Below are 12,398 nucleotides of genomic sequence, written 5' to 3' on the forward strand. Positions count from 1 at the left end.
GTGCGAGTCCTGTAATCTCCTTTCAGTGACGGGATCGGTATTCGCGCGGAGATACGCCGACGATTCGCCGGAAGATCCTGGAAAAATGCTGGTGCGTCCTGAAGCCGGACGAGAGCGCGACATCAAGAAGAGAGCGATTGGATCCGCCAAGCAGAGATTTTGCATGCGTGATACGTGACTCGAGCACAAAATAATGCGGGGTTCTGCCTGTTGACTTGCGGAAAAGGCTGCAGAAATGCGAGACGCTCAGGCCTACGCACTCAGCCAGATCCTTGAGGGTAATTGCACTGGTCAGGTTTGAAGACACGAAATCATTGACACGCTTCATCTGGTACGGTGTCATCCCACCTTTGTAGACCTGAACCCGGCGCCGCGCGATTCCCTCATAACTTACAACGATGGCAGCCAATGCTTGTTCGATAGCATCGGTGAACAGCGGACCACTCGGATAACCACAGAGCCGCTCATTTTCGAGCGCATACAGCAATGACGAGAGCCTGCTATCTTTCGCTGCGTCACTCACTGGCACGGATTCTTCTACCGGATGTCCACCCTCAGCGACTGCGTCAATTACTGAGTCCGCCAGTTCCACGCTGAGTGTGGAGGCAGAGGAGGACCACCTGAATCTCTGTTGGCTGTCACGCTTCTCGATAGTAACTGTTCCTTGTTTCCGAACGATGCACTGAGACTTGCCACACTCAAGCTCGCATTCCACCGTGCTGGTCTCTAATGAGAGAGTCATAACCTGGTGGGGGATCACGATGGTCTGCCACGATGTAGAAGGGAAGCTGTGACGCTCAATCAGCAGTGTGGGGGAAGGTGAAACTAAGCCCTCAGGGATTATGTCGTAAAGAGGCTTACTCTCTCCATCGCGCACCGCCATGATACGGACAGATGCTTCGGCTTGTGGGTAATGCGAGAGGTGAGTGCCCTGGCTCCCCTCGTTGGTTGTGTTACCAAAGTTACCAAGTCTTGAAGGGCTAGATTTAAATGTCAGCTGCGTAGATCCGGTCATGTTTATGCCGTCTTTAATGTTCGCCTAGTGTGATTCATACACAGTGAAAGGACCTCCAGCGGTAAATAAAAGGCCCCAAGACAGATAAATCTGCAAACGAAAAGGCGCAGGTACACAGTCATTCTTCCAATACCGCGAGATTACAGGGGTTAGACCCATATGAGATCAACAAAGGGTGAATGGTTGGTAACCATTTAACTCCTCGACACTCAAGGTGGAAAGGTTACCTGCGGGGGGTGATGTAAAAGTGGCGCAAGCACGCCAACTCCAGAACGACGCGGGATATTTACACCCGCGCTGTGTCACAACAGAAACGAGATGCCAATGCATAGGTCGTCTAGATGATGCTGCCGGAGAGCCAGAAAACGCCTCAGCACTTTTAGCACCTATCGTGACAGAGTCCGGCACAGAGGGCTGACAGTTAAACTATTGATATGGATGGGGGGTGTTTGGTGGACCTGATCGGGATCGAACCGATGACCTCTTCCATGCCATGGAACTGCCGATAAGCTAAGTTATTGACGGATAATCAGTTATAAACCGGAAAAACCGGCAAAACCGGCCTTCTGGGCAGTCTTTGACACCAATTTGACACCAAATCTCCGGGCCGTTGAGCTGGGTCGTGGCGGGCCAGCTCAACACTGTTTCGACCACCTCGGCAATTGGGCAACGACCTGTTGCGCAATTACCGAGGGACGGGAGAGGAGGGCATGATGTCCTCCTGTAGACCTCCATTTCCAGGTAGGGCGCCTTCGATCAAGGTTTGCAATATAGCCTTTATGTGCGTTCAAGGCGCACAATGATGGGATTTTATGAACTTGACATTGGGTTTATGTTTGTATGAATATGTGCGTCATGGACGCACATAGATCATCCCGGCTAAACCGCATGCTCCAAAGCCTCCCGGAGGGCTTCTTGACGGATAGTGCCTGGCTCCAAGCCCAGGGGATCTCTCGTTCATCGATAAGAGACTATGTGGACCGGGGTTGGCTCGAAAGAATAGGTTCCCGCGTCTACCGGCGGCCAAGCCAACTCACCAAGGCCTCGCTGCGGTGGGATGTTGTCGTGCTCTCCCTCCAGCAGGTCTTGCACAAGCCACTTCACGTAGGCGGTCGGACGGCAGTCGAGCTGTCTGGCTATGCTCATTACGTTGAAGCCGGCGAAACTCCGCGAGTTTACTTGTACGGGTCGGGCCTCCCATCCTGGATTGCCAAGCTGCCGATATCCGCTCAGTTTGAAGCCCGCTCATCGGGACTGTTTGCAAACTCCAATACCGGCGTTGAAGGGCGGCGTTACGATCTGCGTTCTGGTGAAGCATCAGGATCGATAAAGGATGCGGAATCCATGAGCCCCTGGGAATGGTCGTTGACCATGTCCGCTCCCGAACGAGCGATCCTGGAGATGATGGATGAACTCCCGCACCACGAAAGCTTTCATCAAGTCGATGTCGTCATGGAAGGTTTGGCCAATCTTCGTCCTCAGCTGCTGGCGAAGCTCCTGCGGGAATGCAAGAGTGTGAAGGTAAAGCGGCTCTTCCTCTGGTACGCGGACAGGCATGGACATGCCTGGTTCAAACATCTGGATCAGTCTTCCGTCGATCTCGGGAAAGGAAAGCGACAATTGGTTCCCCAAGGCCATTTCGACTCGCGCTATCAGATCACGCTACCAACAGAACTTTTCACTGGTGGAGGTAGTAGCAATGCCCAGTGAAGTTTTCGAGTCTCAGGTAGCCCTTCTCGTCCGTGTATTGCCACATGTGGCGACCGAGACTTGCTTTGCTCTCAAGGGCGGAACAGCAATCAATCTTTTCGTTCGAGATCTGCCCCGCCTCTCAGTGGACATTGACCTGGTTTATCTGCCGATTGAGGATCGAGACACCTCGCTTATCGGGATACGATCTGCGCTGGGTCGTATTGCCCATAAGATTCGCAAAGCGATCCCTGATAGCGTCGTCACCGACAGCGCCAACGCGGACGGAACCCTCATCCTTGTTCGTCAGAGAAGCGCCCAGATCAAGATCGAAGTCACTCCGGTTCTTCGGGGTACAGTCCATCCTGTCGAGTTGAAAACTGTCCGTCCCATCGTGGAGGAACGATTCGGCTTTGCCGAAATCCAGGTCGTTTCGTTTGCCGATCTTTATGCGGGGAAATTGGTTGCCGCTCTCGACCGCCAGCATCCTCGGGACCTATTCGACGTCCAATACCTGCTTGCGAACGAAGGGATCGACCAAACCCTCTTCCAAACATTCCTTATCTACATTCTCAGCCACAATCGTCCAGCGCACGAACTCCTGCAACCCCACTTGAAGGACATACGGCAAGCCTTCGACAGAGAGTTTGTCGGCATGACGGTTGACGAAACCTCCTTGGACGCTCTCCTCTCAACCCGACAACACTTGATCGCTAAGATTCGCTCCCACCTAGATGAAACTTCGGAGCTCTTTCTGCGCTCATTTCATGCACTCAAACCGGACTGGGATCTCATCAGCTCACCGAACATTCGCAATCTCCCGGCGATCCGATGGAAGTTGATGAATCTGGAACGACTGCATACCGAGAACCCAGAGAAATATCAGGCATTACTTCAAAGTATCGATGCGACGCTGTCTGGCTCCGAACCTCGTACTGAAGCAAGATAACTTCCATCGGTAAGGGTCTAAATATCCATCTCTCCGGCAACACCCGTTGTGACGGCTCTGGGTGTTAGCGTATTCTTTTATGCAGTGAAGTCTTTCCGCCAGTTCGGAGCTGTCCTGCTGCTGTTCGTGTCCTTTGTGGCACCAGCGATGGCGTGCATGGCTCCTGACGCGGAGATGACGACGGAAGAGCGCGCCTGCTGCCGCATGATGAAGAACGATTGCGGGCAGATGGAGATGCCTGCTTCGCACGACTGCTGCAAGAAGACTCCGGGGACAGTACACGACAGTGCTCTGAGGTCGGATTCGGTATCCGTCCATCCACTGGTAGCCGTTCCAGTCTGGGTTTCGTCTCTTGATCTTTTCCCGCCTCAAGACATAACAAACGGTTGGTTTCAACGCCGGGAGCACTCTCCTCCAAAGCTTCTCCCTTCGATCATTTCTACTCTCAGAGTCTAGTTCGCTCCTCTCTCGCTGAAGATTCGAGTCGCGTACCTGTGCGCGCTCATGTCTGAACTGCAATCGAGACAGGAGTTTCCCTATGAAGGTGGCCATATATTGGACCGCCGCATTGGTGATGGTTACGACCATCCCTGCGTATTCGCAGGAGATGACCGGGATGCCAACACCACTTGCTACGTTGATTTCAGAAGCACAGTCGAGCAACACCCAAATCTCGGCCGCAGACCACGCCTGGAAGGCGGCGACACACGTCGCTCAACAGGTAACGACTCTTCCCGACCCACAATTCACGGTTCAGTCTTATAGCGTCGGCAGCCCCAAGCCCTTCGCGGGTTTCAGCAACAGTGACTTCGCGTACATCGGATTTGGGGCCTCGCAAGAACTTCCCTACGCCGGGAAGCTCCGCCTCAAGGGCGAAGTCGCCAGCCGCGAGGCCGATATGCAGCAGACGCAAGCAGACCTGCTGCGGTCGTCGGTTACGGATCAAGTCAAAGCCCTCTATCTGCGGCTTGCCTATCTTGATGCAACGCTCTCGATTCTCGGTCGGAACGATGCCGTTCTGAAACCGATGATTGAGACGGGCTTGTCCCGATACAGCCTCGGACAAGGCAGCCAGGCTGAGGTGCTGAAAGCGCAGATCGAGCATACGAAGATCCTGCGTGAAGTGACCATGCACCATCAGGAGATGGGGCAGCTTCAGGCAAGTCTTAAACAACTACTGCACCGGTCGCAGTCTTCCCCCGACATCATGCCGGAATCACTTTCCCTGACTCTGCTGCAGCGGACCGCCGAGGAATTGCAAAGCCTCGTTGTTGCTCATAACCCGGCTGTCTCGGTTGACACGGCTGGTGTCCACAAACAGGACGCCCAACTGAAGTCGGCGCAGCGCGAGGGCAAGCCGGACTTCAACGTCGGCTATATGTTTCAGCAGACGGGCGGTGGCTATCGCGATTACTACATGCTGACCGTCAGTATGCGGCTGCCTCGGCGCAAGCGGGTCGAAGCGGGTGTTGCGGAGGCCGCAGAGTCTCTGGAGCGGTCCAAGCAGGAGCTCGACTCGCAGGTGCAACAACAACTCGCAGAGGTGCAGAAGCAATACATCGCCGTGACGAACACTGCCGAGCTAATGGCGGAGTATCAGGACGGCCTTCTTCCCCAGGCGCGGGCCGCCTTTCAGGCCGAACAGACGACCTATCAGGCCGGCAAACAAGCCTTCGCGCCGGTGCTGTCCTCTCTGCTCGATGTCCTGACCTTTGAGCATGACTATCAACAGGCGCTGCTCGATCACGAGACAGCGCTCGCACGTCTTGAAACTCTGACGGGAGCGCAACTCCGATGAACACAACTATTGTCCGTACATCCCTATTCTGGCTTGCCTTGTTCGCGGTTGTGGCAGGTTTCTATATCTACCGCACCAGGTTAATCGTCCATCCACCATCCGCTCCGACAGGCGTTCAGCCGATTGCGTCGGGACCAATGGCAGATATGAGCAAAGGTGGGACAAAAGATGTCGCCATACCAGCCGCCAAGATGGAAGCGCCGCTGGTGCCCGTGCAACTGACCGATGAGCAGATGCACAGCATAGGCGTGAAAACCGGAACAGTTGAGTACAAGCAACTGAGCGATGAGATTCGAGCGACCGGAACTGTCGATGTGGACGAGCGGCTTCAGTCGTCCGTGCAGGTTCGCTTCTCCGGCTACATCCGCAAAGTGTTTGCGAACGCTACCTATCAATATGTCCGCAAGGGTGACCCACTCTTCACGATTTACAGCCCTGATCTGGTAGCGACGCAGGAAGAGTATCTACTCGCCCGTCGAAACCAGACGGCTCTCACGGGAAGCTCCATTGACGGAGTTGCTGCGGGAGCTTCATCGCTGACCACGGCGGCGGAGCAACGGCTACGCCAGTGGGACATACCCAACAGCGAGATAGCCAAACTCCAGGAAACAGGTAAAGCGGTGACGGAGCTATCCATCAACTCCCCTTCCTCCGGCTACATCATGGAGCGCATGGCCCTCCCCAATATGTATGTCGAGCCCGCGAAGAAGCTCTACACGTTGGCCGATCTCTCCCGCGTTTGGGTTAGCGCACAGGTCTTTCAGAATGACGTAGGCAGGCTGAAACGTGGCGATAGCTCGGCTATCACGGTCGATGCGTATCCGGGACGCACGTTTCAGGGCCGTATCGAGGAGATACTGCCTCAAGTTGATATGACGACCCGCACCGTCAAGGTGCGGCTGGCGGTCAACAATCCCGGCGTCACCCTCAAGCCGGGGATGTTCGTAAACGTCGATCTCAAATCGGCTCTGGGGCGGCAGCTAGTTGTCCCGGCCTCAGCGGTCTTCCAGACGGGTCTACGCCAGCTCGTCTTTGTCGATCATGGAAGTGGCAGCATCGAGCCGAAGGATGTCAGCCTCGGGGCGAGAGTTGGAGATGACTTTATCGTTCTGAAGGGCCTGTCGGCTCATCAACAGATTGTGACCTCGGCGAATTTCCTGCTCGACTCAGAGAGCCAGTTACAGGCTGCGGCCGGTTCGTATACTCCCCCTGCCCCTGGAGCGGGGCAACAAACCACGACCCCATCAGCAGCGCCTCAGTCTGCGGTCGCGGTTGACTTCTCCACTGATCCCAACCCGGCGCACAAAGGATCGAACGTCTTCCACGTCAAGCTAACCGGAGCGAACGGACAGCCTATTGTCGGAGTGCAAGTGTCCGTCACTTTCTTCATGGCGGCGATGCCGACGATGGGCATGGGAGCGATGAACACGACTACACAGCTCATGGAGAAGAGTCCCGGCGTCTACGACGGTACAGGCGTGCTTGAGTCCGGGGGAACGTGGCAGGTCACGGTGACAGTGAAACAGAACGGCCAGACCATCGGCACAAAGCAGCTGCGCGTCAATGCCGAAGGGGGGATGTGACATGCTCTCCAGAATCATTGATCTCTGCGCTCGAAATCGTTTCCTCGTATTCGCGGGTGTCCTGTTTCTGACGCTCGCCGGGATCTGGTCGCTGCGTCATGTCCCGGTCGATGCACTCCCCGATATCTCCGACGTCCAGGTGATCGTGCATACGAGCTGGATGGGCCAGCCACCGGACATCATCGAAGATCAGGTCACATATCCCATCGTGACAAGCCTTCTGGCTGCGCCGCATGTGAAGGCCGTTCGCGCTCAGACCATGTTCGGTGACTCGTATGTATATGTCGTCTTTGAGGACGGCACAGACTTGTATTGGGCGCGTTCTCGCGTCGTCGAATACCTGCAACAAATCGGCGGGCGTCTCCCCGCCGAAGTTCATCCGGCTATCGGCCCAGATGCAACAGGCGCGGGCTGGGTCTTTGAATATGCCCTGGTCGATAAGAGCGGCAAGCATAGCCTTGCCGATCTTCGTACCCTTCAGGACTGGCATCTGCGGTATGAGTTGGAGACAGTTCCCGGCGTCTCGGAAGTTGCGAGCATCGGTGGCTATGTGAAGCAGTATCAGATACGTCTAGACCCAAACAAGTTGCTGGCTTACAACATCCCTCTCTCGATGGTCATCGACCGGGTGAAGGCGAGCACCAACGAAGTCGGTGGCAGGGTGCTCGATCTGAGCGGAGCACAGTATATGATTCGCGGCCTCGGCTACCTGAAGTCCCTCAACGATCTTGAGTCGATTGCCGTGGGCAGCAAGAACGGAACTCCAGTTCTGCTTCGTGACCTTGGCAGTGTGGCCTTCGGCCCGGATATCCGCGAAGGCGTCGCCGAGTGGAATGGACAAGGAGAGACGGTCGGCGGCATCGTCGTCATGCGGCAAGGCATGAATGCATTAAAGGTGATCGAAGGCGTAAAGCAAAGGTTCCGCGAGATTGCGCCATCGCTGCCAGCCGGGGTACAGATTGTCGCGGGTTACGACCGTTCGGGCCTCATCAACGATTCGATAGCCACCCTCCAGCGAGACTTGGCGGAAGAGGCCATCATCGTCAGCCTAGTCATCGTCATCTTCCTATTCCACTTCCGCTCTGCTTTGATCGCCATTGTTGCCTTGCCTATCGCTGTCCTCGTCTCATTCATCCCCATCTATTTCCTCGGCGTGACCTCGAACATCATGTCGCTCGGTGGCATCGCTCTGGCAGTTGGCGTTCTTGTCGATGCTGCGATTGTGATGGTGGAGAACGGCTACCGGCATCTCTCCGAGAGACAGGAGTCTGACCCAACTCCGGTCTCAGAAACAGAACGGCGGGAGATCCTCATCAACTCTGCGAAGCAGGTTGGTCCCGCGCTCTTCTTCTCTCTGCTCATCATTGTTGTCTCGTTCTTGCCTGTCTTTCTCCTGGAAGCGCAGGAGGGCAGGATGTTCCGGCCTCTTGCCTGGACGAAGACGCTCGCGGTAGGTTCTTCCTCAATCATTGCCATCACACTTGTTCCGGTTCTGATGGTGATGCTCATCCGGGGACGGCTCAAACCGGAGAGCGCCAATCCGATCTCGCGCTTCACGCAAGCCATCTATCTGCCAATCCTGCGGTTCTGCCTAAAGTATCGCAAGCTGACCATTGCAATCAACCTGCTCTTTTTGGCCGCAACGCTGCCCGTTGCGTTCAAGCTGGGGAGCCAGTTCATGCCTCCGCTCTTTGAAGGCTCCGTGCTGTATATGCCTACCTCGCTTCCCGGCATCGCAATCGAGCAAGCGAAGTCGCTGCTGCAAAAGCAGGATGCGATTCTCCGTACCATTCCCGAAGTTGAGAGCGTCTTTGGCACAGTGGGCCGCTCGGACAGTGCCACGGACAACGCGCCGCTCGATATGTACGATACGACCCTCATGCTGAAGCCGCGAGAGCAATGGCGGCCTGGGATGACGTACACCAAGCTCATTCAAGAGATGGATGAGAAAGTGCAGTTTCCGGGGCTGGCGAATACTTGGACGAGTCCAGTCGAAAACCGTCTGGACATGGAACTCACTGGGATCAAGACACCGCTTGGCCTCAAGGTGCAGGGGCCAAACGTAGACGGCATCGAGCAACTGGCAGCCAAGATGCAGGGCGTACTTTCATCTATGCCACAGGTAAGGTCGATCTTCGCTGAACGCATCTCGCAAGGCTTCTACGTCAACGTGGAAGTGAACCGCACTGAGGCCGCACGCTATGGCCTCAGCGTCGCCGATGTACAGACAGCGGTTTCGTCCGGCATCGGCGGACAGAACATAGCCGAGAACATCGAAGGTCGCGAAAGGTATCCCATCAACGTGCGCTACTCGCAGGATTTCCGCGACAGTGTCGAGCGGATGCGAAACGTCTTGATCGCTACACCCTCGGGAGAGCAGATCCCGCTAGGGCAAGTCGCTCAAGTGTCGTTTTCTCATGGCCCGGCGATGATCCGGGATGAGGACGGACAACTCACCGGATATGTCTACATCGATTTGAAAAGTACGAATTATGGCGGCTTCGTGGAGGAAGCCACTCGCAGACTGCAGAAGGAAGTCTCGATCCCAGCAAGCTATGGCTACAAGTGGTCGGGCGAGTACGAGTTTGAGTTGCGGGCGAAAGAGCGCCTCAAGATCATCCTGCCCATTGTCTTCTTCATGATCTTTCTGCTCCTCTATATGGTCTTCCATTCCGTGGCCGAAGCGGTGGTGCTCATAGTTCCAACCATCTATGCCATGACGGGTGGGCTGCTGCTGCAATGGCTGCTTGGCTATAACTTCAGCGTCGCCGTCTGGGTCGGCTACATCGCTCTGTTCGGGATTGCTGTGGAGACGGGCGTCGTGATGGTTGTCTATCTCCACGAATCCTTGGAACGTCGGTTACAGCAGGGGGAGATTCACAACAACGCTGATATTGAAGAAGCAGCCATCGAAGGGGCGGTGAAACGCCTCCGGCCCAAACTGATGACGGTCGTCGCTGTCCTTGCAAGCCTCGCGCCGATCTTGTGGGAGTCCGGCATCGGCTCCGATGTCATGAAACCAATTGCCGCTCCCATTGTGGGCGGCATGATTACCTCAACCATTCATGTCCTGATTCTTGTACCTGTCTTCTTTGTCATGATGAAGGAACGGGCGCTCAGACTTAGAAAACTGCAGGCTAGTCCTGCAACCAACTAAATGCATATGCCGGTCGGAGAGGATTGACTTTCAATGAATATGATCGTTTCAACAAATGTTGAAAACTAGCATTTTTGTGAAACTGTGCGACAAGAAACCGACTTGCGGGGATTCATCTGGGACCGGAACATGGCGTAGACAATCAAGAGCATTGATGAGGCTGCCTCCGCACCAATTGTGAGCGTACATCGCGTCGGCATGCTGCTTGCCTGAGGCATGACATAGTGCGCCAGCCCACCAAACCCTAGTAAACCATAGGCAACGAGGGCTGTCCGGGTGTCTATCCAATACGCCAGGCAAGTCGAAAGGAGGAGGAATACCCATGCCGCCAACACGACATCGTGCGTGAGCCAGGCAGGTCCAGGGTAGAGATCAAGGCGAAACGCGTTATCGGCAAAATGGACAGCGGAGGTGATCAGCGTTAAACCGATCAGTATTACCTCTTTCGGGTGCCACATCGCCGCATAGGCTGCTTTTCTTCCCATTTGCACCAGACTAGGCCAGCCCGCTCGCCCTCTGTGTACTACTTCTGTCACAAGACAAGGCATTAGACACCGACAGCTGAGATGCTGGGCAGAATTCACTGAAATTTCCCAAGGCGAGACAGACCATACGCAGGTTCGATCCATGGTTGATCAACGTAAGCCGACATGAACGAAGCCGCTGTGCGGCGGACGCATTCGCGTGCGCTGGGCGAGCGGTTGAGGTGATGATCTAGCGTTTGTCGCAGAGAAGGAGGATTCTCTGTGACCCATCTACGTCAGATCATGCTGGAAGAGTTGGAGCGCCGCAACTACGCTCCGTCCACGATTCGCGCCTACATCCGCACCGTCGAGCACTTTGCTCGTCATTTCCATTGTGCGCCGGACCAGCTTGGCCCGGATCACATCCGCCAGTATCAGGCTGCGATGTTCCGCACCTGGAAGCTGGCTCCCAACACGGTCACGCAACGGTTGGCAGCGTTGCGTTTCCTCTACATCCAGGTGTTGAAGCGAGGATGGAGCGTTGCCGAGACACCGTATCCGAAGAAGGTGTTCCACCTTCCCGAGATCCTCAGCCAGCAGGAAGTAGCGCGACTGATCGATGCGACCGAGACGCCGTTCCAACGCATCCTGCTTATGACGCTTTATGCCACGGGGCACGACGGGCAGAAGTGGCTCGGCTGAAGGTGACCGACATCGACAGCCAACGGATGGTGGTTCACATCCGCGGAGGCAAGGGACGCAAGGACCGGGATGTGATGCTGAGTCAGGCGCTGCTTGAAGCGCTGCGAACTTACTGGCGCGGGCTTCGGCACAAGCCCACCGAGTGGTTGTTTCCCGGCAACCGATGGCACACGTCGAGACGGCCGGTTACTACCAAGGTGCTGTGGACAGCCTGTCAGCAGGCCGCGCTCCGCGCCGGCCTGGAGCATAAGCACATCCATCCGCATACCCTGCGCCACTGCTTCGCGACGCATCTGCTTGAGGCAGGCGCCGACCTCCGCACGATCCAGATCCTGCTCGGCCATCGAGATCTTGAAGAGACCACGATCTATCTGCACCTCTCCAAGAAGCATCTGAGCGCAACAGCAAGTCCGCTCGACATGCTTCAGCTCGCGACATCGGGAGAAGCGATACGCAGCGTATAAGCCGGTCTCCGCTGGAGATGGCCGACATCGTTCGCTACGCAGGGCAAGGTTTCATCGAACGCAGTCGCAAGTGGATCAACGGCCAGCATGAGAAGGTACTGCTGGCGATCAGTGCTCCAGTTGCGGTCATACCGCCATCTCCTATAACTCGTGCCGTAACCGACACTGCCCGAAGTGCCAGGGCAACGCCCGCATCCGCTGGCCAATTTCAATGCATTGGCCTGTCATACCCAGTTGAAACTAGACGGGGTTTGACACCTGTTCTCGAAGAGTCTGGATTCGCGATAAGGCCTGTTCACAACAGTTTTGGCTTGCTGACCAGCTCATCAAAGCAAAACGAGCCGGCCATTTCCTGGCCGGCTCGCTGGGTTTACCTGAAAGCGCTTTAAAAAAGAATCTTCAGGGAGAGCTGCGTGTTGTATGGTTCACCCGAGCCGATGCCAGGTGCGCCGTACGAGAGGCCGATGGTGGAGGTGCTGTTACCGAACAGAGAACCGTCACCAAGGTTCGCAACCGGCTGTGCCAGATTGACACGGTTCAAGACGTTGAACATCTCTACGCGAAACTGGGCGCGGAC

General features: G+C 55.8%; 11 protein-coding genes and 1 pseudogene. 8 read left to right on the forward strand and 4 right to left on the reverse strand.

All coding sequences use genetic code 11. The annotated features are described in order from the left end of the window. Window positions 1–22: 22 nt before the first annotated feature. Window positions 23–523, reverse strand: coding sequence for a helix-turn-helix transcriptional regulator (locus GSQ94_RS07015; RefSeq protein ID WP_158942869.1), 501 nt, complete (start codon window positions 521–523; stop codon window positions 23–25). Window positions 524–1,870: 1,347 nt separating this feature from the next. On the opposite strand from GSQ94_RS07015, the gene GSQ94_RS07020 reads away from it, so the two are divergent. Together GSQ94_RS07020 and GSQ94_RS07025 are read left to right on the forward strand one after the other, a co-directional pair. Beyond that, window positions 1,871–2,725 carry a type IV toxin-antitoxin system AbiEi family antitoxin gene (locus tag GSQ94_RS07020; protein ID WP_158942870.1) on the forward strand — a complete coding sequence of 285 codons (855 nt, stop codon included), beginning with the start codon at window positions 1,871–1,873 and terminating at the stop codon, window positions 2,723–2,725. Beyond that, entirely contained in the window at window positions 2,715–3,653 is a 939-nt protein-coding gene (locus tag GSQ94_RS07025; protein WP_158942871.1) for a nucleotidyl transferase AbiEii/AbiGii toxin family protein, read from the forward strand. Before GSQ94_RS07020 ends, GSQ94_RS07025 begins: the two co-directional genes overlap by 11 nt. Window positions 3,654–3,730: 77 nt before the next feature. Here the strand turns inward: GSQ94_RS07025 and GSQ94_RS07030 are convergent, their stop codons facing one another. Next, window positions 3,731–3,913 (reverse strand): hypothetical protein, encoded by a 183-nt coding sequence (locus GSQ94_RS07030; RefSeq protein ID WP_158942872.1) that lies wholly within the window; start codon window positions 3,911–3,913, stop codon window positions 3,731–3,733. A 278-nt stretch (window positions 3,914–4,191) separates the two neighbouring features. Here GSQ94_RS07030 and GSQ94_RS07035 point away from each other — a divergent pair, with 278 nt between their 5' ends. The 3 genes from GSQ94_RS07035 to GSQ94_RS07045 are packed head-to-tail and all read left to right on the forward strand — an operon-like array spanning window position 4,192 to window position 10,191. After that, complete coding sequence (locus tag GSQ94_RS07035; protein ID WP_158942873.1) at window positions 4,192–5,451, forward strand: TolC family protein; 1,260 nt, start codon at window positions 4,192–4,194, stop codon at window positions 5,449–5,451. After that, complete coding sequence (locus GSQ94_RS07040) at window positions 5,448–7,034, forward strand: efflux RND transporter periplasmic adaptor subunit (protein ID WP_158942874.1); 1,587 nt, start codon at window positions 5,448–5,450, stop codon at window positions 7,032–7,034. The genes GSQ94_RS07035 and GSQ94_RS07040 overlap by 4 nt, the downstream gene beginning before the upstream one ends. Window position 7,035: 1 nt before the next feature. Further along, the gene (locus GSQ94_RS07045; protein WP_158942875.1) at window positions 7,036–10,191 is read left to right on the forward strand and encodes an efflux RND transporter permease subunit; all 3,156 of its coding nucleotides are present in this window, start codon (window positions 7,036–7,038) and stop codon (window positions 10,189–10,191) included. Window positions 10,192–10,256: 65 nt separating this feature from the next. On the opposite strand, the gene GSQ94_RS07050 is transcribed toward GSQ94_RS07045, so the two are convergent. Then, on the reverse strand, window positions 10,257–10,676 hold the full coding sequence (locus GSQ94_RS07050; RefSeq protein WP_158942876.1) for a hypothetical protein: 420 nt from the start codon (window positions 10,674–10,676) through the stop codon (window positions 10,257–10,259). A gap of 261 nt (window positions 10,677–10,937) precedes the next feature. Between GSQ94_RS07050 and GSQ94_RS21075 the strand changes: the two genes are divergently transcribed. From GSQ94_RS21075 to GSQ94_RS07060, 3 genes and pseudogenes are all read left to right on the forward strand, one after another. After that, on the forward strand, window positions 10,938–11,357 hold the full coding sequence (locus GSQ94_RS21075; RefSeq protein ID WP_216843033.1) for a site-specific integrase: 420 nt from the start codon (window positions 10,938–10,940) through the stop codon (window positions 11,355–11,357). Next, the gene (locus GSQ94_RS21080) at window positions 11,345–11,821 is read left to right on the forward strand and encodes a tyrosine-type recombinase/integrase (RefSeq protein ID WP_216843034.1); all 477 of its coding nucleotides are present in this window, start codon (window positions 11,345–11,347) and stop codon (window positions 11,819–11,821) included. Before GSQ94_RS21075 ends, GSQ94_RS21080 begins: the two co-directional genes overlap by 13 nt. A gap of 106 nt (window positions 11,822–11,927) precedes the next feature. Next, window positions 11,928–12,023, forward strand: a pseudogene (locus GSQ94_RS07060) (transposase zinc-binding domain-containing protein); the annotation flags it as partial. A 183-nt stretch (window positions 12,024–12,206) separates the two neighbouring features. On the opposite strand, the gene GSQ94_RS21085 reads toward GSQ94_RS07060, so the two are convergent. After that, on the reverse strand, window positions 12,207–12,398 hold a 192-nt coding region (locus GSQ94_RS21085), incomplete at its 5' end, for a hypothetical protein (protein WP_216843035.1).

The organism is Granulicella sp. S190, assembly GCF_009766095.1.
In the GTDB taxonomy this organism is placed as follows: Bacteria; Acidobacteriota; Terriglobia; order Terriglobales; family Acidobacteriaceae; genus Edaphobacter.